Origin of the sequence: Streptomyces sp. NPDC002886, from assembly GCF_042888445.1 — a bacterium.
Lineage (GTDB): Bacteria > Actinomycetota > Actinomycetes > Streptomycetales > Streptomycetaceae > Streptomyces.
This window is the reverse complement of record NZ_JBIAPV010000002.1, coordinates 107962-132029: the sequence shown is the minus strand read 5'-3', so window position 1 is coordinate 132029 and position 24068 is coordinate 107962. Positions and strand designations below refer to the sequence as shown.

At 70.2% G+C, this 24068-nt stretch carries 23 protein-coding genes; 14 read left to right on the top strand and 9 right to left on the bottom strand.

Annotated features, from left to right (window positions below):
- Positions 1-2 precede the first annotated feature (2 nt).
- The 4 genes from tpiA (at position 3) to pgi (ending at position 3491) form a co-directional block, all read left to right on the top strand.
- The gene (tpiA, locus tag ACFYYB_RS06745; RefSeq protein ID WP_327307344.1) at positions 3-791 is read left to right on the top strand and encodes a triose-phosphate isomerase; all 789 of its coding nucleotides are present in this window, start codon (positions 3-5) and stop codon (positions 789-791) included.
- Between the two features lie 150 nt (positions 792-941).
- Positions 942-1172 carry a preprotein translocase subunit SecG gene (gene secG / locus ACFYYB_RS06740; protein ID WP_327309495.1) on the top strand — a complete coding sequence of 77 codons (231 nt, stop codon included), beginning with the start codon at positions 942-944 and terminating at the stop codon, positions 1170-1172.
- A gap of 178 nt (positions 1173-1350) precedes the next feature.
- The gene (locus ACFYYB_RS06735; protein WP_007263454.1) at positions 1351-1686 is read left to right on the top strand and encodes an RNA polymerase-binding protein RbpA; all 336 of its coding nucleotides are present in this window, start codon (positions 1351-1353) and stop codon (positions 1684-1686) included.
- Between the two features lie 152 nt (positions 1687-1838).
- Positions 1839-3491, top strand: a complete 1653-nt coding sequence (gene pgi, locus ACFYYB_RS06730) for a glucose-6-phosphate isomerase (RefSeq protein ID WP_389434928.1) — start codon at positions 1839-1841, stop codon at positions 3489-3491.
- A 75-nt stretch (positions 3492-3566) separates the two neighbouring features.
- Here pgi and pgl read toward each other — a convergent pair whose 3' ends face one another.
- The 5 genes from pgl to tkt form a co-directional block, all read right to left on the bottom strand.
- On the bottom strand, positions 3567-4349 hold the full coding sequence (gene pgl, locus ACFYYB_RS06725) for a 6-phosphogluconolactonase (protein ID WP_389433591.1): 783 nt from the start codon (positions 4347-4349) through the stop codon (positions 3567-3569).
- Positions 4350-4459: 110 nt separating this feature from the next.
- On the bottom strand, positions 4460-5515 hold the full coding sequence (gene opcA / locus ACFYYB_RS06720) for a glucose-6-phosphate dehydrogenase assembly protein OpcA (RefSeq protein WP_389433590.1): 1056 nt from the start codon (positions 5513-5515) through the stop codon (positions 4460-4462).
- On the bottom strand, positions 5512-7041 hold the full coding sequence (gene zwf, locus ACFYYB_RS06715) for a glucose-6-phosphate dehydrogenase (RefSeq protein ID WP_389433589.1): 1530 nt from the start codon (positions 7039-7041) through the stop codon (positions 5512-5514). The genes opcA and zwf overlap by 4 nt, the downstream gene beginning before the upstream one ends.
- Before the next feature lie 5 nt (positions 7042-7046).
- Complete coding sequence (gene tal, locus ACFYYB_RS06710) at positions 7047-8165, bottom strand: transaldolase (protein WP_389433588.1); 1119 nt, start codon at positions 8163-8165, stop codon at positions 7047-7049.
- Between the two features lie 35 nt (positions 8166-8200).
- Positions 8201-10288: a transketolase gene (gene tkt / locus ACFYYB_RS06705; RefSeq protein ID WP_389433586.1), complete on the bottom strand. Its 2088-nt coding sequence runs from the start codon at positions 10286-10288 to the stop codon at positions 8201-8203.
- Positions 10289-10578: 290 nt separating this feature from the next.
- Here tkt and ACFYYB_RS06700 point away from each other — a divergent pair, with 290 nt between their 5' ends.
- The 3 genes from ACFYYB_RS06700 (at position 10579) to ACFYYB_RS06690 (ending at position 13264) form a co-directional block, all read left to right on the top strand.
- Positions 10579-11526 carry a heme o synthase gene (locus tag ACFYYB_RS06700; RefSeq protein WP_389434927.1) on the top strand — a complete coding sequence of 316 codons (948 nt, stop codon included), beginning with the start codon at positions 10579-10581 and terminating at the stop codon, positions 11524-11526.
- 136 nt (positions 11527-11662) lie between these two features.
- Positions 11663-12013, top strand: a complete 351-nt coding sequence (locus ACFYYB_RS06695) for a hypothetical protein (RefSeq protein WP_389433585.1) — start codon at positions 11663-11665, stop codon at positions 12011-12013.
- Between the two features lie 141 nt (positions 12014-12154).
- On the top strand, positions 12155-13264 hold the full coding sequence (locus ACFYYB_RS06690) for an amidohydrolase (RefSeq protein ID WP_389433583.1): 1110 nt from the start codon (positions 12155-12157) through the stop codon (positions 13262-13264).
- A 76-nt stretch (positions 13265-13340) separates the two neighbouring features.
- Here the strand turns inward: ACFYYB_RS06690 and ACFYYB_RS06685 are convergent, their stop codons facing one another.
- The 4 genes from ACFYYB_RS06685 to ACFYYB_RS06670 form a co-directional block, all read right to left on the bottom strand.
- Positions 13341-14333: a COX15/CtaA family protein gene (locus ACFYYB_RS06685; RefSeq protein ID WP_327307351.1), complete on the bottom strand. Its 993-nt coding sequence runs from the start codon at positions 14331-14333 to the stop codon at positions 13341-13343.
- Positions 14334-14337: 4 nt separating this feature from the next.
- Entirely contained in the window at positions 14338-15474 is a 1137-nt protein-coding gene (locus ACFYYB_RS06680) for a hypothetical protein (RefSeq protein ID WP_389433581.1), read from the bottom strand.
- Positions 15475-15553: 79 nt separating this feature from the next.
- Positions 15554-16321, bottom strand: a complete 768-nt coding sequence (locus ACFYYB_RS06675) for an ABC transporter permease (RefSeq protein WP_389433580.1) — start codon at positions 16319-16321, stop codon at positions 15554-15556.
- Entirely contained in the window at positions 16318-17244 is a 927-nt protein-coding gene (locus ACFYYB_RS06670) for an ABC transporter ATP-binding protein (protein ID WP_389433578.1), read from the bottom strand. The genes ACFYYB_RS06675 and ACFYYB_RS06670 overlap by 4 nt, the downstream gene beginning before the upstream one ends.
- Before the next feature lie 133 nt (positions 17245-17377).
- Between ACFYYB_RS06670 and ACFYYB_RS06665 the strand changes: the two genes are divergently transcribed.
- The 7 genes from ACFYYB_RS06665 (at position 17378) to ACFYYB_RS06635 (ending at position 24045) form a co-directional block, all read left to right on the top strand.
- Positions 17378-18169 carry a formate/nitrite transporter family protein gene (locus ACFYYB_RS06665; RefSeq protein WP_389433577.1) on the top strand — a complete coding sequence of 264 codons (792 nt, stop codon included), beginning with the start codon at positions 17378-17380 and terminating at the stop codon, positions 18167-18169.
- 101 nt (positions 18170-18270) lie between these two features.
- Positions 18271-19050 carry a helix-turn-helix transcriptional regulator gene (locus tag ACFYYB_RS06660; RefSeq protein WP_389433575.1) on the top strand — a complete coding sequence of 260 codons (780 nt, stop codon included), beginning with the start codon at positions 18271-18273 and terminating at the stop codon, positions 19048-19050.
- The gene (gene sufB / locus ACFYYB_RS06655; protein ID WP_327307357.1) at positions 19047-20462 is read left to right on the top strand and encodes a Fe-S cluster assembly protein SufB; all 1416 of its coding nucleotides are present in this window, start codon (positions 19047-19049) and stop codon (positions 20460-20462) included. Before ACFYYB_RS06660 ends, sufB begins: the two co-directional genes overlap by 4 nt.
- A gap of 59 nt (positions 20463-20521) precedes the next feature.
- On the top strand, positions 20522-21700 hold the full coding sequence (gene sufD, locus ACFYYB_RS06650; protein WP_389433574.1) for a Fe-S cluster assembly protein SufD: 1179 nt from the start codon (positions 20522-20524) through the stop codon (positions 21698-21700).
- Positions 21700-22017, top strand: a complete 318-nt coding sequence (locus ACFYYB_RS06645; RefSeq protein ID WP_250742308.1) for a bifunctional 3-phenylpropionate/cinnamic acid dioxygenase ferredoxin subunit — start codon at positions 21700-21702, stop codon at positions 22015-22017. The genes sufD and ACFYYB_RS06645 overlap by 1 nt, the downstream gene beginning before the upstream one ends.
- 7 nt (positions 22018-22024) lie before the next feature.
- Positions 22025-22792 carry a Fe-S cluster assembly ATPase SufC gene (sufC, locus tag ACFYYB_RS06640; RefSeq protein WP_266876885.1) on the top strand — a complete coding sequence of 256 codons (768 nt, stop codon included), beginning with the start codon at positions 22025-22027 and terminating at the stop codon, positions 22790-22792.
- On the top strand, positions 22789-24045 hold the full coding sequence (locus tag ACFYYB_RS06635) for a cysteine desulfurase (RefSeq protein ID WP_266909694.1): 1257 nt from the start codon (positions 22789-22791) through the stop codon (positions 24043-24045). The genes sufC and ACFYYB_RS06635 overlap by 4 nt, the downstream gene beginning before the upstream one ends.
- Positions 24046-24068: the final 23 nt, after the last annotated feature.

The following is a 24068-nucleotide window of genomic DNA, read 5'->3' as shown; positions in this document are numbered from 1 at the left end:
TGATGACTGAGAACACCGCCGGCCGTACCCCGCTGATGGCGGGCAACTGGAAGATGAACCTCAACCACCTCGAGGCCATCGCCCACGTCCAGAAGCTCGCCTTCGCCCTGGCCGACAAGGACTACGACTTCGTCGAGGTCGCGGTCCTGCCGCCCTTCGTCGACCTCCGTTCGGTCCAGACCCTGGTCGACGGCGACAAGCTGAAGATCAAGTACGGCGCCCAGGACATCTCGGCCCACGACTCGGGCGCCTACACCGGCGAGATCTCCGGCCCGATGCTCTCGAAGCTGAAGTGCACGTTCGTGGCCGTCGGCCACAGCGAGCGCCGCCAGTACCACGGCGAGAGCGACGAGATCTGCAACGCCAAGGTCAAGGCCGCTTACAAGCACGGGATCACCCCGATCCTGTGCGTCGGCGAGGGCCTGGACATCCGCAAGGCCGGCCAGCAGGTCGAGTACACGCTGAAGCAGCTCGACGGCGGCCTCAAGGACCTCCCGGCCGAGCAGGCCGAGTCCATCGTGATCGCGTACGAGCCCGTCTGGGCGATCGGGACCGGCGAGGTCGCCACCCCCGACGACGCTCAGGAGGTCTGCGGTGCCATCCGCGTGCGCCTCGCGGAGCTGTACTCGCAGGAGCTCGCCGACAAGGTCCGCATCCAGTACGGCGGCTCGGTCAAGTCCGGCAACATCGCCGCGATCATGGCCCAGCCCGACGTCGACGGCGCCCTGATCGGCGGCGCTGCGCTGGACGCGGACGAGTTCGTGAAGATCGTCCGGTTCCGCGACCAGTGACGTTCATCGTGAGTATGCGGTAGGACGGATCCGTCGTACCCTTGCGGGGGCCGAGCAGGCTGAACCAGCTGCCGGCCCCCGTGCTCGTAATCGGCACTGCGGGAACGCCGGAAAGCCAGTAAGCCAGGAAAGTAGGAATCAGCCGTGATTATGGGGTTCGAGATCGCCTTGGTCGTCTTCAGCGCCCTGCTGATGCTGCTCGTGCTGATGCACAAGGGCAAGGGCGGCGGTCTTTCCGACATGTTCGGCGGCGGTATGCAGTCGTCGGTCGGCGGCTCCTCGGTCGCGGAGCGCAACCTCGACCGCATCACCGTGGTGATCGGTCTGCTCTGGTTCGCGTGCATCGTCGCGCTCGGTCTGCTCATGAAGACGAGCAGCTGAACCGTTCTGGCCATTCCGGCAGTCCGGTCGGCTCCCCCCGGCCTATCATGAGGTCCGGCGTCCTTGTCTGGAATGGGTAACTCCATTCCTGGACGGGCGCCCCGCCTTACGTAGACTTGGGCGCCCGCGACGGAATCCACTCACGCTTCGCGGCACCATCACGCAGGGAGTTACGACCGTGGCAAGTGGCAACGCGATCCGTGGTAGTCGGGTCGGAGCGGGGCCGATGGGTGAGGCCGAGCGCGGCGAGTCCGCGCCCCGCCTGCGCATCTCCTTCTGGTGCTCGAACGGGCACGAGACGCAGCCGAGCTTCGCCAGCGACGCGCAGGTGCCGGACACCTGGGACTGCCCGCGCTGCGGGTTCCCGGCCGGCCAGGACCGGGACAACCCGCCCGCGCCGCCGCGCACCGAGCCGTACAAGACCCACCTGGCGTACGTACGGGAGCGGCGCACCGACGCCGACGGCGAGGCGATCCTCGCCGAGGCGCTCGCAAAACTGCGCGGCGAGATCTGACGCATTCCCACCGAACGACGTGCCATCCGGCCCGGCCCGCAGGAGAGTTGTCTCCAGCGGGCCGGGCCGCTTTGTGTCGGTTGCGCCCCTTCCCATCCCTTAGGTTGGAACCGGCGGGGCACGACAGGACAGGAAGTGGGTTGATGTCCGAGATGAACGCAGACAGCCGTACGAGGCTTAACCGGACGCCAGAGTGGGCCGCACTCGGCAAGCACCGGGACGAGCTGGGGCAGACGCATCTGCGGGAGCTGTTCGAGGCGGATCCGGGCCGGGGCACCGGCTACACGCTGCGGGTCGGGGACCTGCACATCGACTACTCGAAGCACCTCGTGAACGACGAGACGCTGGAACTGCTGCGCGAACTGGCCGCGGCGACCGGCGTGGCCGAGCTGCGCGAGGCCATGTTCCGCGGCGAGAAGATCAACACGACCGAGGACCGGGCGGTCCTGCACACCGCGCTGCGCGCACCGGCCGACGCGGTCGTCGAGGTGGACGGGGAGAACGTCGTCCCCGCGGTCCACGCGGTCCTCGACAAGATGGCGGCCTTCGCCGACCGGGTCCGGTCGGGGCAGTGGACCGGCTTCACCGGCAAGCCCATCAAGAACGTCGTCAACGTCGGCATCGGTGGATCCGACCTCGGTCCGGCGATGGCGTACGAGGCGCTGCGCGCCTTCTCCGACCGGGGCCTGACGGTCCGTTTCGTCTCCAACGTGGACGGCGCCGACCTGCACGAAGCCGTACGCGACCTCGATCCGGCCGAGACGCTGTTCATCATCGCGTCGAAGACCTTCACGACGATCGAGACCATCACCAACGCCACCTCGGCGCGGGAGTGGCTGCTCGCGGGCGTCGGCGGCGACGAGGCGGCCGTGGCACGGCACTTCGTGGCGCTCTCCACCAACGAGGAGAAGGTCTCCGCGTTCGGCATCGACACGGCCAACATGTTCGAGTTCTGGGACTGGGTCGGCGGACGCTACTCCTTCGACTCGGCCATCGGGCTCTCCCTGATGATCGCGATCGGCCCGGACGCCTTCCGCGAACTGCTCGGCGGGTTCCACGCCATGGACGAGCACTTCCGTACGGCCCCCGCCGAGGAGAACGCCCCGCTGCTACTGGGCCTGCTGGGGATCTGGTACGGCGCCTTCTTCGACGCCCAGTCGCACGCGGTGCTCCCGTACAGCCACTACCTCTCCCGGTTCACCGCGTACTTGCAGCAGCTGGACATGGAGTCCAACGGCAAGTCGGTGGACCGCGAGGGCAACCCGGTGGACTGGCAGACCGGGCCGGTGGTGTGGGGCACGCCCGGCACCAACGGCCAGCACGCCTACTACCAGTTGATCCACCAGGGCACCAAGGTGATCCCGGCGGACTTCATCGGCTTCGCGCGCCCGGTCGGCGAACTGCCGCCCGCGCTGGCGGCCCAGCACGACCTGCTGATGGCGAACTTCTTCGCGCAGACGCAGGCGCTGGCCTTCGGCAAGACGGCGGACGAGGTCCGGGCGGAGGGCGTCGCCGAACCGCTGGTCCCGCACAAGACCTTCGCGGGCAACCACCCGACGACGACGATCCTGGCGGCCGAGCTCACTCCGGCGGTCCTGGGCCAGCTGATCGCGCTCTACGAGCACAAGGTGTTCGTCCAGGGCGCGGTGTGGAACATCGACTCCTTCGACCAGTGGGGCGTGGAGCTCGGGAAGGTACTGGCCAAGAGGGTCGAGCCGGCGCTGACCGAGGGCGCGGAGGTACCGGGCCTGGACGCGTCCACGCGGGCGCTGGTGGCCACGTACCGCTCGCTGCGGGGCCGCTGACCCCGGCCCGACGAAGGAGACAGGGCCCGCTCTCCCCGGGGAGAGCGGGCCCTGTCGTGTTCTGCGTCTACGGGATCAGGCGGAGGCCGGCGGGTACATGGCCGGCGGGAGCTTCGCGGCGGCCGCGCGGTCGAGGAGCCACAGGGTCCGGGAGCGGCCGTACGCGGCGGCCGCCGGTGCCTGCACCTCGCCCGCGCCGCCCAGCGCGATCGCCACCGCTCCGGCCTTGTCCTCGCCGGCCGCCAGCAGCCAGACCTCGCGGGCGGCGCGGATGGCCGGGAGGGTGAGCGAGATCCGGGTCGGCGGCGGCTTGGGCGCGCCGTGCACGCCGACGACGGTGCGCTCGCTCTCGCGGGACGCCGGGTGCTCGGGGAAGAGCGAGGCCACGTGCGTGTCCGGGCCGACGCCCAGCATCAGGACGTCGAAGCGGGGGACCGGGCCGTGGTCCTCCGGGCCGGAGGCCTTCCGGAGCTCCGCCGCGTAGGCGGCGGCCGCCGCGTCCACGTCGGCCCCGTACGGGCCGTCGGAGGCGGGCATGGCGTGGACCCGCGCGGGGTCCACCGGAACGGAGTCCAGCAGGGCCTCACGGGCCTGTACGTGGTTGCGCTCGGGGTCGTCGGCGGGCACGTAGCGCTCGTCGCCCCACCACAGGTCGATCCGCGACCAGTCGATGGCGTCGCGGGCCGGTGCCGCGGCCAGTGCGGCGAGCAGGCCGTTGCCGTTGCGGCCGCCGGTGAGGACCACCGACGCGGTGCCGCGGGCCGCCTGTGCGTCCACGATCTTCGTGATCAGCCGGGCGGCCGCGGCCTGGGCCATCAGCTCCTTGTCCCGGTGGACGACGACCTGGGGAGTCGTCATACCCATGTGCTGCCGCCTTGTCGGTAGTTCGGGGTCGTGCGGGTGCGGACGCCGCTGCGCGGAGCCGCCCCGGGTGGGGGACAGCTCCGCGCGGCGGGCCGATGCTTCGCCTACTTGGCCGCGGCCTTCTTGGCCGGCTTCGCCGGAGCGGGCTTCGCCGCCGGGGCCTGCGCCTCGGCCGGGGCCTCAGCCTTGGCCTCCGCCTTGGCGGCGGGTGCCGGCTTCGCCGGAGGCCCGGACGTGGCTGCCAGGCGGGCCACGCCGAACTTCAGCGAGGCCTCGTAGGTGTTGTCCGGGTCCAGGCGGCGGAGTTCCTCCGCCAGCAGCTCGGCCGTGTCGCGGCGCTTCAGCGCCACCGCACGGTCGGGCTGCCCCGGCATGCACAGCGTGGCCAGCGCCCCGTCCGCCCGGTCCAGGACGATCTCGCCGCCCTTGGTCTCCAGACGGACCGCGGTGAGCCCGGGGCCCGCCGAGGAGGTGCGCTTGACGGGGACCTGGAGCCGGTCCGCGAGCCACATGGCCAGCAGTTCGCAGCTCGGGTTGTCGTCCTCGCCCTCCACGACGGCCGAGGACACCGAGAGGGTCTGCTGGTCGAGCGCCGCCGCGAGCATGGAACGCCACGGGGTGATCCGGGTCCAGGACAGGTCCGTGTCCCCGGGCGCGTACGCCGCCGCACGCGTACCGAGGGCCTCGATGGGTGTCTCGGCGGAGTACGTGTCCGTGATCCGGCGCTGGCCGAGCGCCCCCAGGGGGTCGCCCGCCAGGTCCTGCGGAGCGCCCTCCGGCCACCAGACGACGACGGGCGCGTCCGGGAGCAGCAGGGGGAGGACCACCGACTGGGCGTGGTCGACCAGTTCGCCGTGCAGGCGCAGCACGACCGTCTCGCCGCTGCCGGAGTCCGCCCCGACGCGGATCTCCGCGTCGAGACGGGCCTCGCGGCGGCTGCGCGGCGAGCGGCTGGCCCGCTTGATGACGACGATGATCCGCGAGGGGTGCTCGTGGGAAGCGTCGCCGGCCGACTTGAGCGCGTCGTACGCGTTCTCCTCGTCGGTCACGATCACCAGCGTGAGGACCATGCCGATGGCCGGCGTGCCGAGGTCCCGGCGTGCCTGCACCATCGCGGCATTGATCTTGCTGGAGTTGGTCTCCGTGAGATCGATCTTCATGGCCGGCGCCAGCTCCGTCCGTCTCGTGCGAGCATCTCGTCCGCCTCGACCGGTCCCCAGGTGCCCGACGGGTACTGGGCGGGCTTGCCGTGAGCGTCCCAGTACCGCTCGATCGGGTCGAGGATGTTCCAGGACAGCTCGACCTCCTGGTGGCGCGGGAACAGGTTCGCGTCACCCAGCAGCACGTCGAGGATCAGCCGCTCGTAGGCCTCGGGGCTCGACTCCGTGAAGGACTCGCCGTAGGCGAAGTCCATCGTCACGTCCCGGACCTCCATGGAGGTGCCCGGAACCTTGGAACCGAAGCGCACCGTCACGCCCTCGTCCGGCTGGACCCGGATGACCAGGGCGTTCTGCCCCAGCTCCTCGGTCGCGCCCGACTCGAACGGCAGGTACGGGGCCCGCTTGAAGACGACCGCGATCTCGGTCACCCGGCGGCCCAGGCGCTTGCCCGTCCGCAGGTAGAACGGGACGCCCGCCCAGCGGCGGTTGTTGATCTCCAGGCGGATGGCCGCGTAGGTGTCGGTCTTCGACTTGGGGTCGATGCCGTCCTCTTCGAGGTACCCGACGACCTTCTCGCCGCCCTGCCACGCCGCCGAGTACTGGCCGCGCACGGTGTGCTTGCCCAGGTCCTCGGGCAGCTCCACGGCGGTGAGCACCTTGAGCTTCTCGGCCACCAGTGCCTTGGGGTGGAAGGAGCCGGGCTCCTCCATGGCGGTCAGCGCGAGCAGCTGGAGCAGGTGGTTCTGGATGACGTCGCGGGCCGCGCCGATGCCGTCGTAGTAGCCGGCCCGGCCGCCGATGCCGATGTCCTCGGCCATGGTGATCTGCACGTGGTCGACGTACGACCGGTTCCAGATCGGCTCGAACATCGTGTTGGCGAAGCGGAGCGCCAGGATGTTCTGGACGGTCTCCTTGCCCAGGTAGTGGTCGATCCGGAAGACCTCGTTGGGCGGGAAGACGTCGTGCACGAGCTGGTTGAGCTCCTGCGCACTGGTCAGGTCGTGCCCGAACGGCTTCTCGATGACCGCGCGCCGCCAGGAGCCCTCCTTCTGGTCCGCCAGCCCGTGCTTCTTGAGCTGGGCGACGACCTTGGGGAAGAACTTCGGCGGGACGGACAGGTAGAAGGCGAAGTTGCCGCCGGTGCCCTGAGCCTTGTCCAGCTCCTCGATCGTCGACTTCAGCGTCTCGAACGCCTGGTCGTCGTCGAAGTCGCCCTGGACGAAGCGGCAGCCCTGCACCAACTGCTGCCACACCTCTTCGCGGAAAGGCGTGCGCGCGTGCTGCTTGACCGCGTCGTGAACCTCCTGCGCGAAGTCCTCGTCCTGCCACTCGCGTCGGGCGAACCCGATGAGGGAGAAGCCCGGCGGGAGCAGGCCTCGGTTGGCGAGGTCGTAGACGGCAGGCATCAGCTTCTTGCGCGACAGGTCACCCGTAACGCCGAAAATGACCAGGCCGGACGGCCCCGCGATGCGCGGGAGCCGCCGGTCCTGTGCGTCACGAAGCGGGTTCGCTCCGTTTACAGACAAAGTGTTCAGGCCTCCGTGGGGGCGAGGCGCTCAAGCTCCGCCTCGGTCGACTTCAGCAGGTCGTTCCAGGACACCGCGAACTTCTCGACGCCCTCTTCCTCGAGCAGCTGCACCACATCGTCGTACGAAATGCCCAGCTTCGCGACCGCTGCGAGCTCGGCGCGGGACTGCTCGTACGTGCCGCGGATGGTGTCGCCCGCGACCTCGCCGTGGTCGGCGGTGGCCTCGAGGGTGCCCTCGGGCATGGTGTTCACGGTGCCGGGGGCGACCAGGTCCACCACGTACAGGGTGTCCTTGTACGCCGGGTCCTTGACGCCGGTCGAGGCCCAGAGCGGACGCTGCTTGTTGGCGTGCGCCTTGTCCAGAGCGGCCCAGCGCTCGGTGGAGAACACCTCTTCGTAGGCCTCGTAGGCCAGACGGGCGTTCGCGAGCGCCGCCTTGCCCTTGAGGGCCTTGGCCTCGTCGGTGCCCAGGGCGTCCAGACGCTTGTCGATCTCGGAGTCCACGCGGGACACGAAGAAGGAGGCGACCGAGTGGATCTTGGAGAGGTCCAGGCCGGCGGCCTTCGCCTTCTCCAGACCCGCCAGGTACGCGTCCATGACCTCGCGGTAGCGCTCCAGCGAGAAGATCAGCGTGACGTTGACGCTGATGCCCTTGCCGATGACCTCGGTGATCGCCGGCAGGCCGGCCTTGGTCGCCGGGATCTTGATGAGCGTGTTCGGGCGGTCCACCAGCCACGCGAGCTGCTTGGCCTCGGCGATGGTCGCCGGGGTGTTGTGGGCCAGACGGGGGTCGACCTCGATCGAGACGCGGCCGTCCTGGCCCTCGGTCGAGTCGTAGACCGGGCGCAGGATGTCGGCGGCGTCGCGGACGTCCGCCGTGGTGATCATGCGGATGGCCTCTTCGACGGTGACCTTGCGGGCGGCCAGGTCGGCGAGCTGCTGCTCGTAGCCCTCGCCGCCGCTGATCGCCTTCTGGAAGATCGCCGGGTTGGTGGTGACACCCACCACGTGCTGCTGGTCGATGAGCTCAGCCAGGTTGCCGGACGTGATCCGCTTGCGGGACAGGTCGTCCAGCCAGATCGCCACGCCCTCGTCGGAAAGGCGCTTCAGTGCGTCTGTCATGGGAATTGCATCTCCTACTGGTCTGGGTGCGGGAGTCAGCGCGCGGCGGCGGCGAGCGACTCGCGTGCGGCGGCGGTCACGGCTTCGGCGGTCAGGCCGAACTCGCGGTAGAGCACGGCGCCGTCGGCCGAGGCACCGAAGTGCTCCAGCGAGACGATCCGGCCCGCGTCGCCGACGTAGCGGTGCCAGGTCAGGCCGATGCCGGCCTCGACCGCGACACGCGCCTTGACCGAGGGCGGCAGGACGCTGTCCTTGTACTCCTGGGACTGCTCCTCGAACCACTCGACGGACGGCATCGAGACGACCCGGGCCGGGACGCCCTCGGCCTGCAGCGCCTCGCGCGCGGCGACGGCGAGCTGGACCTCGGAACCGGTGCCGATGAGCAGGACCTGAGCCGGGCCGCCCTCGGCCTCGAAGAGCACGTACCCGCCCTTGGCGGCGTCCTCGTTGCGCTCGTAGGTCGGCACGCCCTGGCGGGTCAGCGCCAGACCGTGCGGGGCGCCCTTGCCGAAGACCTTGGTGTGGCGCTTGAGGATCTCGCGCCAGGCGACGGCCGTCTCGTTCGCGTCGGCCGGGCGGACCACGTTCAGGCCCGGGATGGCGCGCAGCGCGGCGACGTGCTCCACCGGCTGGTGGGTCGGGCCGTCCTCGCCGAGACCGATGGAGTCGTGCGTCCACACGTAGGTGACCGGCACGTGCATCAGCGCGGAGAGGCGCACGGCGTTGCGCATGTAGTCGGAGAACACCAGGAAGGTGCCGCCGTAGATGCGGGTGTGGCCGTGCAGGGCGATGCCGTTCATGGCCGCGGCCATGGCGTGCTCGCGGATGCCGAAGTGGATGGTGCGGCCGTACGGGTCGGCCTCCGGCAGCGGGTTGCCCACCGGCAGGAACGAGGAGTTCTTGTCGATGGTGGTGTTGTTGGAGCCGGCCAGGTCGGCCGAGCCGCCCCACAGCTCCGGGATGACCGCGCCGAGCGCCTCGAGCACCTTGCCGGAGGCGGCGCGGGTGGCGACGCCCTTGCCGGTCTCGAAGACGGGGAGCTTGTCCTCCCAGCCCGCGGGCAGCTCGTTGGCGTTGATGCGGTCGAACTCGGCCGCGCGCTCCGGGTTGGCGGTGCGCCAGGCGGAGAACTCCTTCTCCCACGCGGCCTTGGCCTCGCGGCCGCGGTCGCCCAGCGCGCGGGTGTGCGCGATGACCTCGTCGGAGACCTCGAAGGTCTGCTCCGGGTCGAAGCCGAGCACGCGCTTGGTGGCGGCGACCTCGTCGTTGCCGAGGGCCGAGCCGTGCGAGGCCTCGGTGCCCTGGGCGTGCGGCGCCGGCCAGGCGATGATCGAGCGGGCCGCGATGAAGGAGGGGCGCTCCGTCTCGGCCTTGGCGGCCTGCAGCGCGGCGAACAGCGCCTTCGGGTCGAGGTCGCCGTTCTCCTGCTGCGCGACGCGCTGGACGTGCCAGCCGTACGCCTCGTAGCGCTGGAGGGTGTTCTCGGAGACGGCCGTCTCGGTGTCGCCCTCGATGGAGATGTGGTTGTCGTCCCACAGCAGCACGAGGTTGCCGAGCTTCTGGTGGCCGGCCAGCGCGGACGCCTCGTGGGAGATGCCCTCCTGGAGGCAGCCGTCGCCCGCGATCGCGTAGATCATGTGGTCGAACGGGGAGGCGCCCGCGGGGGCCTCGGGGTCGAACAGGCCGCGCTCGTAGCGGGCGGCCATGGCCATGCCCACCGCGTTGGCGATGCCCTGGCCCAGCGGGCCGGTGGTGGTCTCGACACCCGCGGTGTGGCCGTACTCCGGGTGGCCCGGGGTCTTGGAACCCCAGGTGCGGAACGCCTTCAGGTCGTCCAGCTCCAGGCCGAACCCGCCGAGGTACAGCTGGGTGTAGAGCGTCAGCGAGGAGTGACCCGCGGAAAGCACGAAACGGTCGCGGCCGACCCACTCCGGGTCCGCCGGGTCGTGCCGCATCACCTTCTGGAAGAGGGTGTACGCGGCGGGGGCCAAACTCATCGCCGTACCGGGGTGGCCGTTACCGACCTTCTGGACCGCGTCGGCGGCCAGGATCCGGGCGGTGTCGACAGCACGCTGGTCCAGTTCGGTCCAGTCGAGCTCTGTGGTCGTCGGCTTGGTGCTCACCGTGGGTCAGGGCTCCTCTCCACATGTCTGGTTCCCGGTGACGAACGGTGCACCGGCGCGATTCCGAGCCTACCCCCGCAACAGAGTGCAGCTATTCGAGTACCCGGCGAGTATCCGAGGTCCGCGCGTGACGTCTGAGCGCCGATCGGACCAACACGGGGCGACCGGGGGCGACCCCCGCGCGGGACGAGCCAATGGCTACGTCTAGAGTGGCGTGGTACGCGCAAGCCTTTACGCGACCTTCATGTTTAAAAGGTTCACGTCGGAGCTTGCTGGATTCTCTGTCAGGGGTGTGCGTGACGGCCGTCGAATCCCGTCCAGCGGGGGTGCTCGGGACGAGCCCCGGTCACCGGCCGTTCGGGGCCCGGGCCATGGCTTTCGTGGCACTGACCAAGCCGCGGATCATCGAGCTTCTGCTCATCACGACCGTGCCGGTGATGTTCCTCGCCGAGCAGGGCGTGCCCTCGTTGTGGCTGGTCCTCGCCACCTGCTTCGGCGGTTATCTGTCGGCGGGCGGCGCCAACGCGCTGAACATGTACATCGACCGCGACATCGACGCGCTGATGGACCGGACCTCGGGACGCCCGCTGGTGACCGGCATGGTCAGCCCGCGCGAATGCCTGGTCTTCGGCATCACGCTCGGCGTCGCGTCCACCCTGTTCTTCGGGCTGCTGATCAACTGGCTGTCGGCCGCGCTCGCGCTCGGCGCGCTCCTCTTCTACGTCGTCGTCTACACGATGCTGTTGAAGCGGCGCACCTCGCAGAACATCGTGTGGGGCGGCATCGCGGGCTGCATGCCGGTGCTCATCGGCTGGTCGGCCGTGAAGAACGAGGTCTCCTGGGCCGCCGTCATCCTCTTCCTCGTCATCTTCTTCTGGACGCCGCCGCACTACTGGCCGCTGTCGATGAAGGTGAAGGACGACTACGCGAGGGTCGGCGTGCCGATGCTGCCGGTCGTGGCGGGCAACAAGGCCGTGGCCAAGCAGATCGTCCTCTACAGCTGGGTGATGGTGGCGGTCTCGCTGCTGCTGACCCCGCTGGGGTACACCGGCTGGTTCTACACCTCGGTCGCCCTGGTGGCCGGCGGCTGGTGGCTCTGGGAGGCGCACGGGCTCAACGCGCGCGCCAAGTCGGGCGTGACGGGCGCGAAGCTCAAGGAGATGCGGCTGTTCCACTGGTCGATCACCTACGTGTCGCTGCTCTTCGTCGCCGTGGCCGTGGACCCCTTCCTCCGCTGATCCTCCGCCGGGTCCCTCGCTGCCCCCCTCCGGATCCTCCGGTGGATCTTTCGGTGGCTCCTTCCGCCAATCCTGTGGCGGATCGCTCGGCGGCCGGTCCTTCCTCCGCTCGTTACCGGCCGGTAGCATGCCCTCCATGGCAGACACCGAGGAGACCGCCGCCACGGCGGACAAGAAGCAGGACCGTACGGCCGCGAGGCTGGCCAAGCAGATCGGCGCGTTCGCCAAGCTGCACGGCGGCGCCGAGGGCCACCTCGCGCACATCGGCCAGGCGGGTACCCGGATCGTCCTCGTCGGCACCGACGGCGAGTGGGGCGACCTGGTCGCCCCGGCCTACGACACCGCGCGGCTCGCGGCCGGGAAGGCCGGGCTGACCCTCCACGAGGAGTTCGACGGCGAGTTCGCCGCGCGGGTGCGGACAGGGCCGTACGAGTGGTCCCGGATGGCCGGAATCCAGCTGGGCGGAACCGCCAATCCCGCGGCCTGACCCGGTCGATCTTGGCTTGATCATTGGCCTGATCGTTTCCGCGTCACCCGCTCGGTCAACAGCGCGAGCAACACCTCACACCCCGCTCACCCGTTAGGACGTGTGGAAGCCCCTTCCTCACGTCCGCAACGGGATGCCCGGATGATCGAAACGCCGCCCCTGGTGGACCAGTACTGCCAGGGAGTGCTCCGCACGGAGCTGGGCCTCGCCACCTTCGAGGCCCAGCTGATCCCCCCGGCCGGCCCGCCCGCCGCCGGTACCACCTTCTTCGACACCCAGGCCGGCTTCGCCGTGCGCCGCTGGTGTCCGCCGCTGCTCGGGCTCGAACCGCACTGCGCCCCCGCCCGCTACCTCGCCCGGCGGCGCGAACTGGGCGCCGCCGAGACGGCCCGCCGGCTGCTGCGCGGCTGCGGGGTCGGGGCCCGGCTCGTCGACACCGCAGTGCCCGGGGACCTCACCGGGCCCAAGGAACTGGCCCTGGCGGGCGCGGCCGAGGCCTTCGAGCTGGTGCGGCCGGAGCTGCTGGCCCGGCAGGTGGCGGACACCTCCGGGACCGTCGCCGCCTTCCTGGCCAACCTCGCCGGGGCGGTCCATCAGGCCGCCGCCGGGGCCGTGGCCTTCACCTGCGGGGCCGGGGAGGAGGGCCGCGCCTGGGCGGCGGCCCTGGAGGACGAGCCCGAGCCGCCCGGTCCGGGCGAGGTGCGGGGCGCGGCCGGGCGCTGGCTGGCCGGACGGACCAGGGGCGGGGCCGTACGAGATCCGGTACTCCTGCGGCACCTGGCGTGGAGCGCGGTGTCCTCGGGGCTCCCGCTCCAACTGCACACGGGCGGGGAGTCGGGGGAGCCGGAGCGGCTGACCGGGTTCCTGCGGGCGACCGGGGGGCCGGGGGCCCGGCTGGTCCTGCTCGGCGGGTACCCGCACCACCGGCAGGCTGCGGGGCTGGCCGCGGCCTTCCCGCACGTCCACGCCGACCTCGGGGCGGCGCTGGGGTCCACGGGGGCGCGGGCGGCCGCGGTACTGGCCGAGTGCCTGGAGACCGCGCCGTTCGGGAAGCTGATGTTCTCCGGCGGCGGACGGCAACTGCCCGAACTGCACGCGGTGGGCGCACTGGGCTTCCGGGAGGCGCTCGGCCGGGTGCTCGGCGGCTGGGTCGCCGACGGCTCCTGGTCCTGGCGGGACGCGGAGCGGGTGGCTGCGATGGTCGCGGCGGGCAATGCCCGCCGCGTCTACCGACTGGACGAACGCGGCTGACGAACGGGGCTGACGAACGCGGCTGAAGGGCGGGGCTGACGGACGGGACCCGCGCGCGGGTCCCGCCTCCGGAGGGTCAGACCGCCGCGAGCCGGGCGTCGTCGCCCTGCGCCGGGATGCCGGCCTGCTCGGACGGACGCTCGCGCAGGCTCAGCACCACGCGGACCACCGAGATCCACACCAGGCAGGAGCCGAGCATGTGGGCGGCGACCAGGGCCTCGGGCACCTCGGTGAAGTACTGGACGTAGCCGATGGCGCCCTGGGAGAGCAGCACGATCAGCAGGTCGCGGGCGCGCGCCCGGGTGTCGACGGGGGCGTCGACCACGCGCAGCACCAGCCACATGGCGACGGCGAGCGCGCAGACCACCCAGGCCGAGATCGCGTGCACGTGGGCGGTGGCCGACCAGTCGAACGGCATCCGCTTGATCTCGCTGCTGTCCCCGGCGTGCGGGCCGGAACCGGTGACCACCGTGCCGGCCGCGATCAGGACGACGGTGGCCGCGACCAGCGCCCAGGCGAGCTTGCGCACCGGGGCGGGCACGCGCGGCCGGGCCGGGCCGTCACCCTCGCGGGTGCGCTGCCAGGTGATCGTCGTCACGGTGATCAGCGAGGTGGCGAGCATGAAGTGCCCGGCCACGCTGTAGGGGTTGAGGCCCGTCAGGACGGTGATGCCGCCGAGGACCGCGTTGCCCATCACGATGGCGAACTGGATCCATCCGAGCCGGGTCAGCGAGGTGCGCCACGGCTTGGCGCAGCGGGCGGCGGTGATCGCCCAGCCAACGGCCGCGCAGAGCACGTACGTCAGCATGCGGTTGCCGAACTCGATGGCGCCGTGGAAGCCCTGCTCCTGGGTCACGATCAGGCTGTCGCTCGTGCACTTGGGCCAGGTGTCGCAGCCGAGTCCGGATCCGGTCAGCCGCACCGCGCCGCCGGTGACGACGATGACGATGCTCATGAGCACGGCCGCCAACGCGGCCCGCTGGACGGTCCGGGGTGAGGGAGTCCAGCGGCTGGCGAGGTATGCGAGGGGGGTCAACACGGCACTTATCGTACGCGGACACTTGTGCAAAGTTTCACGAGGGGGTGGCGGTCGTTCCGTCAGGGCCGATGACCAGCCGGAACAGGGCCCCGGCCGGGTCGCCTTCGGTGTGCCACCACACGCGGATCCGCCAATGCGCGCTCCTGCCCGGGTAGTCGGCCGAAGCCGCGAAGCCGTGTACCAATTCGGCCCCTACGTCCTCGGCTGTCCTGTTTCGCACTTCTGCCCCGCTGTGCCAGGGATGGGACTGTACGTTCCACAGCCCGTCGGAGCCGCGGACCTCGACGCGCCACACCGCGACCCAGGGGGTCACCTCCAGCATCGTGTGGACCTGGTCGGGGTCCAGGCCCAGCCCGGCGGCGATCTCCTCCTCGGGGACGCCCTGGACGCGGGCACCCACCACGGCCTGGGGCAGCAGCCGGTCGGGCAGCAGCCCGCGCGTGCGCAGGCCCACCAGGGAGGCGAAGGGCAGGAAGCGAAGCCGCAGTTCGAGCTGGCGGCCGATGTGGTCCAGGGCCTCTTCGGCCTCCTGGGACTCGTCCACGCCGGGATCGGCGAGCAGGAGCCGCCGGAAGGAGCCCTCCGCGTCGACCGCCCACGCCACGGACTCCTCGGCCAGGCCCAGCTCCGCGAGCCGGTCGCCGAGGAACACCTTCGCCTGCGCGAGGCCCCGCTGATTGACCGGATCCTCCTGGTCCAGGGCCGCCCAGACCTCCACCGCGCCGTGCGTCAGATCTCTGGCCCGCTCGCCCGCGGCCCGCTCCATGGGGCTCGGGCCGCTCTCGGAGCCGGGGCCCAGCGGGTGCTTCGGCAGCCGCTCCCCGTCACTGAGGGGCCAGGACAGCCAGACCCCCTGGTTGATCAGGCCCCGGGCGTACCAGCGGGCGTACTCGGCCGCGTGCCCGGCCGCCTGCTGCGAGAACCGCAGCCCCTCCTCGATGGCGGCCAGCGCCCCGGCCCGGTCCCCGTCGGCGAACCGGCGGGCCGCCAGGTCGCCGAGGCGCAGACCCAGCCGGGCCGCGCACTCGGCGTCCGCGCGGGCCGGCTCGCGCAGGGCTCCGATCAGCTCGGCGAGCAGGGCGTCGGCCTCCGCGGGCTCCGCGTGCGCCGCGCCCGACCGGATCCGTGCCCACTGTTCGTCCAGCCGCAGAACGGCCTCCCGCTGCGCCATGCCGCCCCCCGGCGTCTGTGGTGCGCTCCCCTGTGGAGGCGACCATCCTCCTGCCGGGGCAACGCGCGGGGGAAGGGATTCACTCCCAGCGGAACCAGCGCGCCGCGGCGCCCAGACCGAGTACGGCCCAGACCGCCAGGACCGCCGCGTCGCCCCAGGGCAGCGCGGCCCCGTGCTGGAGCACCTCGCGCAGCCCGTCGGAGAGCGCGGAGATCGGGAGCAGGCCGAGGGCGGACTGGACCGCGCCGGGGAACTTGTCCATCGGCACGATCACCCCGCCGCCGACCAGGAGCAGCAGGAAGACCAGGTTGGCCGCGGCCAGGGTGGCCTCCGCCCGCAGGGTGCCGGCCATCAGCAGGCCGAGCCCGGAGAAGGCGGCGGTGCCGAGCAGGATCAGCGCGGCGACGGACAGCGGGTTCCCGTGCGGGGACCAGCCCAGGGCGAAGGCGATCACCGTCAGCAGCGCGATCTGCAGCACCTCGGTGACCAGTACGGACAGCGTCTTGGCGGCCATCAGGGCCCAGCGCGGCAGCGGGGAGGCCCCGAGCCGCTTGAGGACCCCGTAGCGCCGGTCGAAGCCGGTGGCGATGGCCTGGCCGGTGAAGGCGGTGGACATCACGGCCAGGGCCAGGATGCCGGGGGCGAGGAAGTCCACGGACTTGCCCTCACCCGTGTCGACGATGTCGACGGCGGAGAAGAGGGTCAGCAGCAGCGCCGGGATGATCACGGTCAGCAGCAGCTGCTCCCCGTTGCGCAGCAGCATCCGGGTCTCCAGCGCGGTCTGCGCCAGGATCATGCGGGACACGGGCGCGGCCCCCGGGCGGGGGGTGAACGTACCGGCGCTCATGCGCGCAGCTCCTTACCGGTGAGCTCCAGAAAAACGTCTTCGAGGGTGTGCCGCTCCACCGAGAGGCTGTCGGGCATCACCCCGTGCTGCGCGCACCAGGAGGCGACGGTGGCCAGCAGTTGGGGGTCGACGTCGCCGGTGACCCGGTAGACGCCGGGGAGGAGCTCGGCGGCCTGGGTGCCGTCGGGCAGGGCCTTGAGCAGGGAGCCGACGTCGAGGGAGGGGCGGCCGGTGAAGCGCAGGGTGTTCTCGGCGCCGCCCCGGCACAGGGCGTCGGGGGTGCCGTGGGCGATGACCTTGCCGGCGTCGACGATGGCGACCTCGTCCGCGAGCTGCTCGGCCTCGTCCATGTGGTGGGTGGTGAGGACGACCGAGACCCCGTCGGCGCGCAGTTCCCGTACGAGTTCCCAGGTCGCGCGCCGGGCCTGCGGGTCGAGGCCGGCGGTCGGCTCGTCCAGGAAGACCAGCTCGGGGCGGCCGACGACGGCCATGGCGAGGGCCAGGCGCTGCTGCTGGCCGCCGGAGAGCCGGCGGTAGGCGGTGCGGCCGCAGCCGCCGAGGCCGAGGCGTTCCACCAGGGTGGGGACGTCCAGGGGGTCGGCGTAGAGCTTGGCCATGTGGCGCAGCATCTCGACGGCCCGGGCGCCGGAGTAGACGCCGCCGGACTGGAGCATCACGCCGATGCGCGGGCGCAGGGACTCGGCCTGGGTCACGGGGTCGAGGCCGAGGACGCGGACGGATCCCGCGTCGGGGCGGCGGTAGCCCTCACAGGTTTCCACAGTGGTCGTTTTGCCCGCGCCGTTGGGACCAAGGACTGCGGTGACCGAGGCCCTCCGGACGGTGAGGTCCAGGCCGTCCACCGCGGTTTTGGGGCCGTACCGCTTCACCAGTCCGCGGATTTCCACGGCGGGGTCGTTGCTCATGGGGAGTGAGTCTACGGAGCCGTGGGAGGTGACCGGGGTGGGGCCGTAGGTCCTGCCCCCGAAGGGTCACGGACCTGCGCATTCGTGACTTTATCGTCCGTCCGGGAGCGGGGCCGGGGCCTAACGTCGAATGGTGAACAGCATCGCTCAGAACGTCGAAGCCACCTCGGGGCAGGCCGAGCACAAGGCCCATGACCTCGGGCATCCGCCGCGCTACTTCGTGTCGGCGATGCTCGCGGGCGCCTACATCGCCGTCGGCGAGGTGCTGCTCCTGGTCGCGATCTCGCCGTTCGTGGCCAAGGGCTCGCCGGCCGTGAAGCTGCTGGAGGGCGCGGTCTTCCCGATCGCCCTGACCATCGTGATGTTCGCCGGCGCCCAGCTCTTCACCAGCAACGTGATGATCATGCTGGTCGGCGCCCTGTCGGGGCGGACCGGCCCCCGGGACCTGATCCTCTCCTGGACGCTCTCGCTGGCCGGGAACCTGGTCGGAGCCTTCGCCTTCGGGGCCATGGTGCACGCCTCGGGCGTGGCCTCCTCGCCCTCGGCGCGGTCGATGCTCACCGAGATGGTGCACGGGAAGATGGCGCTGGGCGGCGGACAGCTGTTCTGGCGCGCGGTGCTCTGCAACATGCTCGTCTGCCTGGCCATCTGGATGTTCACCCGGGCCCGCGGCGATGCCGCCAAGATTTTCGTCCTGTGGCTGCCGGTGGCGGTATTTGTCGCCGTCGGATTCGAACACTGTGTAGCGAACATGGCTGTTTTCAGCCTCGCGATCCTGGATGGCTCAGCCGGGTTCGGTGATCTTTTCCGCAATCTGATGTTCACCGTGCCGGGGAACATCGTGGGCGGGGGATTGCTGGTCGGAGCCGTTTATTGGTTCACCGGCGGGGCCCTGCGCGAGGGCGGAGAGTCGACTTCCGCGTAACGCTCCGTGGATAAATAAGGTAACCCTTAGTGATGGAGGCCACCAGAGGTGGCCTCCATCACGGCTTGTCGGGGCCGGACTAATTACGCAACAATGGCGTTGTGAAATACGGCGAACGGATGAGCGAGGCCCCCCAGGGCGAACTCGCGACCGGGGAGCGGTCAACCCGCAACCGGGTCGCGCGGTCGATCCTGGACCACGGCCCTTCCACCGTCGCCGACCTCGCCCAGCGCCTCGGCCTCACCCAGGCCGCCGTCCGCCGCCACCTCGACACGCTCGTCGCAGACGACGTGGTCGAACCCCGTGAGCAGCGTGTGTACGGCGCGCGGACCCGAGGGCGGCCCGCCAAGGTCTTCGCGCTGACCGACTGCGGCCGTGACGCCTTCGACCAGTCCTACGATTCGCTCGCCGCCGACGCCATGCGCTGGATCGCGCAGGCCGCCGGGGGCGGGGAGCAGGGCGAGGCGGCGGTGGCCGCCTTCGCGAAGGCCAGGCTGACGGCACAGGCGGAGACCTACCGCGAAGCCGTCGAAGCGGCCGGCCCCGCGGGGCGCACCGAGGCCCTTGCCAAGGCGTTGACCGGAGACGGGTACGCTGCTACGGCGAAGAGCGCTCCCGGTCCGCACAGCGGTGAACAGCTCTGCCAGCACCACTGCCCGGTCGCACACGTCGCCGAGCAGTTCCCGCAGCTCTGCGAGGCGGAGACCGAGGTCTTCTCCCGCCTGCTCGGGACGCACGTGCAGCGTCTCGCCACGATCGCCCACGGCGACGGGGTGTGCACGACGTTCATTCCACGCAGTGGGAACGGCGTCCGTGCCGCAGACGCCACACAGACCGACATTTCAGTATCTGCAAGTACGGCCGGGAGGAACCCCGCATGACCACGGAGACTGCTCACCCTGAGCTCGATGGCCTGGGCACCTACGAATACGGATGGGTCGACTCCGACGCGGCCGGCGCGGTCGCCAAGCGAGGCCTGTCCGAGGAGGTCGTCCGCGACATCTCGGCGAAGAAGTCCGAGCCGGAGTGGATGCTGAACCTCCGTCTCAAGGGCCTCAAGCTGTTCGGCAAGAAGCCCATGCCCAACTGGGGTTCCGACCTCTCGGGCATCGACTTCGACAACATCAAGTACTTCGTGCGTTCCACCGAGAAGCAGGCCGCTTCGTGGGAGGACCTGCCGGAGGACATCAAGAACACGTACGACCGGCTCGGCATCCCGGAAGCGGAGAAGCAGCGCCTCGTCGCCGGTGTCGCCGCCCAGTACGAGTCCGAGGTCGTCTACCACCAGATCCGTGAGGACCTGGAGGAGCAGGGCGTCATCTTCCTCGACACGGACACCGCGCTCAAGGAGCACCCGGAGCTCTTCCAGGAGTACTTCGGCACGGTCATCCCGGTCGGCGACAACAAGTTCGCCTCGCTGAACACCGCCGTGTGGTCGGGCGGCTCGTTCATCTACGTCCCCAAGGGCGTCAAGGTCGACATCCCGCTCCAGGCCTACTTCCGTATCAACACGGAGAACATGGGCCAGTTCGAGCGGACGCTGATCATCGTGGACGAGGACGCCTACGTCCACTACGTCGAGGGCTGCACCGCCCCGATCTACTCCTCGGACTCGCTGCACAGCGCCGTGGTCGAGATCATCGTGAAGAAGGGCGGCCGCTGCCGCTACACGACGATCCAGAACTGGTCGAACAACGTCTACAACCTGGTCACCAAGCGCGCCGTGGCGTACGAGGGCGCGACCATGGAGTGGATCGACGGCAACATCGGTTCCAAGGTCACCATGAAGTACCCGGCCGTCTACCTGATGGGCGAGCACGCCAAGGGCGAGACCCTCTCCATCGCCTTCGCGGGCGAGGGCCAGCACCAGGACGCCGGCTCCAAGATGGTCCACATGGCGCCGAACACCTCCTCCAACATCGTCTCGAAGTCGGTGGCCCGAGGCGGCGGCCGCACCTCGTACCGCGGTCTGGTCGAGATCGGCGAAGGCGCCAAGGGCTCCAAGTCCAACGTGCTGTGCGACGCGCTCCTGGTCGACACCATCTCCCGCTCGGACACGTACCCCTACGTGGACGTCCGCGAGGACGACGTGTCCATGGGCCACGAGGCGACCGTCTCCAAGGTCTCCGACGACCAGCTCTTCTACCTGATGAGCCGCGGTCTGACGGAGTTCGAGGCCATGGCGATGATCGTGCGCGGCTTCGTCGAGCCGATCGCCCGTGAGCTGCCGATGGAGTACGCGCTGGAGCTGAACCGGCTGATCGAGCTGCAGATGGAAGGCTCGGTCGGTTAGTCCCGGCCCGCCCGACGTCCCGCAGCAGATTCTTTAAGGAAGAGAGCAACACGACAGCCATGGCTGAGGCTCAGAACATTCCGGCGGGTTCCACCACCGCCGGCGCGATCGCGGTGGCCGCCGAGTCGACCGTCGCCACCCGGATGAGTGCCCCCCCGTCCTTCGACGTGGCGGACTTCCCCGTGCCCACCGGCCGCGAGGAGGAGTGGCGCTTCACGCCGCTCGCCCGCCTCAAGGGTCTGCACGACGGCACCGCGGTCGCCAACGGCACCATGAAGGCTCAGATCGACGCGCCCGACGTGGTCACGATCGAGTCCGTTGAGCGCGGCGACGCGCGCATCGGCAAGGCCGGCACTCCGGTGGACCGGATCGCCGCCCAGGCGTTCTCGTCCTTCGCCAAGGCCACGGTCGTGACCGTGCCCAAGGAAGCGGTCCTCACCGAGCCCGTGCGCGTCACGCTGCACGGCGAGGGCGGCACCACCTTCGGCCACACCGTGTTCGACGTGAAGGCCTTCGCCGAGGCCGTCATCGTCATCGACCACACCGGTGACGGCGTCCGCGCCGCCAACGTGGACTTCCTCGTTGGCGACGGCGCCAAGCTCACCGTGGTCTCCGTGCAGGACTGGGACGACACCGCCGTCCACGTGTCCCAGCACAACGCGCTGGTCGGCCGCGACGCGACCTTCAAGTCGATCGTGGTCACCTTCGGCGGAGACCTCGTACGCCTCCACCCGCGCGTGAACTACGCGGGCCCCGGCGGCGAGGCCGAGCTCTTCGGCCTGTACTTCACGGACGCCGGTCAGCACCAGGAGCACCGCCTCCTGGTCGACCACAAGGCCCCGCACTGCAAGTCGAACGTGGTCTACAAGGGCGCGCTCCAGGGTCAGGACGCCCACGCCGTCTGGATCGGTGACGTGCTCATCGAGAAGACCGCCGAGGGCACCGACACCTACGAGATGAACCGCAACCTCGTCCTCACGGACGGCGCGCGGGTCGACTCGGTGCCGAACCTTGAGATCGAGACCGGCGAGATCGTCGGCGCCGGCCACGCCTCCGCGACCGGCCGCTTCGACGACGAGCAGCTCTTCTACCTGCAGTCGCGCGGCATCCCGGCCGACGAGGCCCGCCGCCTGGTCGTGCGCGGCTTCTTCGCCGAGCTCGTCCAGCAGATCGGTGTCGACGACATCGAGGAGCGCCTGCTCGCCAAGATCGAGACCGAGCTCCAGGGTTCCGTCTGATGACTTACGTCAAGGCCTGCGCGCTGAGCGAGCTGGAAGAGAACGCCCCCAAGAGGGTCGAACTCGACGGCACGCCGGTGTCCATCGTGCGCGCCGAGGGGGAGGTGTTCGCGATCAACGACATCTGCTCGCACGCGAACGTCTCCCTCTCGGAGGGCGAGGTCGAAGACTGCATGATCGAATGCTGGCTGCACGGCTCGGCCTTCGACCTGCGCACGGGCAAGCCGTCCGGCCTGCCCGCGACGCGCCCCGTCCCCGTATACCCCGTAAAGATCGAAGGGGACGACGTGCTCGTCTCCCTCACCCAGGAGTCCTGAGGTATCCATGGCAACGCTTGAAATCCACGACCTGCACGTCTCCGTCGAGGCCGAGAACGGCGCCCGCGAGATCCTCAAGGGCGTCGAGCTCACCATCAAGCAGGGTGAGACGCACGCCATCATGGGTCCGAACGGCTCCGGCAAGTCCACCCTCGCGTACGCGCTGGCCGGTCACCCGAAGTACACCATCACCAAGGGCACCGTGACCCTGGACGGCGAAGACGTCCTGGAGATGTCCGTCGACGAGCGCGCCCGCGCCGGCATGTTCCTCGCGATGCAGTACCCGGTCGAGATCCCCGGCGTCTCGGTCTCCAACTTCCTGCGCACCTCGGCCACCGCCATCCGCGGCGAGGCGCCGAAGCTGCGCACCTGGGTGAAGGAGGTCAAGTCCGCGATGGAGCAGCTCCAGATGGACACGGCCTTCGCCGAGCGCAACGTCAACGAGGGCTTCTCCGGCGGTGAGAAGAAGCGCCACGAGATCCTGCAGCTGGAGCTCCTGAAGCCGAAGATCGCGATCCTCGACGAGACCGACTCCGGCCTCGACGTCGACGCCCTGCGCCAGGTCTCCGAGGGCGTCAACCGCGTCCACGCGACCGGCGACACCGGCACCCTGCTGATCACGCACTACACGCGGATCCTCCGTTACATCAAGCCCGACTTCGTCCACGTCTTCTCCGAGGGCCGCATCGTCGAGTCCGGCGGCGCCGAGCTCGCCGACAAGCTGGAGGCGGAAGGCTACGAGTCCTACAGCACGAAGGGTGGCGCGACCGCGTGACACAGCTGCCTGGCCTCCTCGACATCGAGGCGATCCGCAAGGACTTCCCCCTTCTGGATCGTGTGGTCCACGACGGGAAGAAGATCGTTTACCTGGACAACGCTGCGACCTCGCAGAAGCCGCGCCAGGTGCTCGACGCGCTGAACGAGTACTACGAGCAGCACAACGCCAACGTCCACCGCGGCGTGCACGTGCTCGCCGAGGAGGCCACGGCGCTGTACGAGGGCGCCCGCGACAAGGTCGCCGCCTTCATCAACGCTCCGAGCCGCAACGAGGTGATCTTCACCAAGAACGCCTCGGAGTCGCTCAACCTGGTCGCGAACATGCTCGGCTGGGCGGACGAGCCCTACCGGGTCGACCGCGAGACCGAGATCGCCATCACGGAGATGGAGCACCACTCCAACATCGTGCCGTGGCAGCTGCTCTCGCAGCGCACCGGCGCGAAGCTGAAGTGGTTCGGCCTCACCGACGACGGCCGGCTCGACCTGTCCAACATCGAAGAGGTCATCACGGAGAAGACGAAGATCGTCTCCTTCACGCTGGTCTCCAACATCATGGGCACGGTCAACCCGACCGAGGCGATCGTCCGGCGCGCGCAGGAGGTCGGCGCGCTGGTGCTGATCGACGCCTCGCAGGCCGCGCCGCACATGCCGCTCGACGTGCAGGCGCTCGGCGCCGACTTCGTGGCCTTCACCGGCCACAAGATGTGCGGCCCGACCGGCATCGGCGTCCTCTGGGGCCGCCAGGAGCTGCTCGAGGACCTGCCGCCCTTCCTGGGCGGCGGCGAGATGATCGAAACCGTCTCGATGCACTCCTCGACCTACGCCCCGGCGCCCCACAAGTTCGAGGCCGGTACGCCCCCGATCGCCCAGGCCGTCGGCCTCGGCGCGGCCGTGGACTACCTGACCGCGATCGGCATGGACAAGATCGCCGCGCACGAGCACGCGATCACCGAGTACGCGATCAAGCGCCTCGCGGAGGTCCCCGACCTGCGCATCATCGGCCCCACCACGGCCGAGGACCGCGGCGCCGCGATCTCCTTCGTGCTGGGCGACATCCACCCGCACGACGTCGGCCAGGTACTGGACGAGCAGGGCATCGCGGTCCGCGTGGGACACCACTGCGCCCGCCCGGTCTGCCTCCGGTACGGAATTCCGGCGACGACGCGAGCGTCTTTCTATCTGTACTCCTCTCCGGCCGAGGTCGACGCACTGGTCGCCGGGCTGGAGCACGTACGGAACTTCTTCGGATAAGACGAAGCGACGAAGGCGACGAG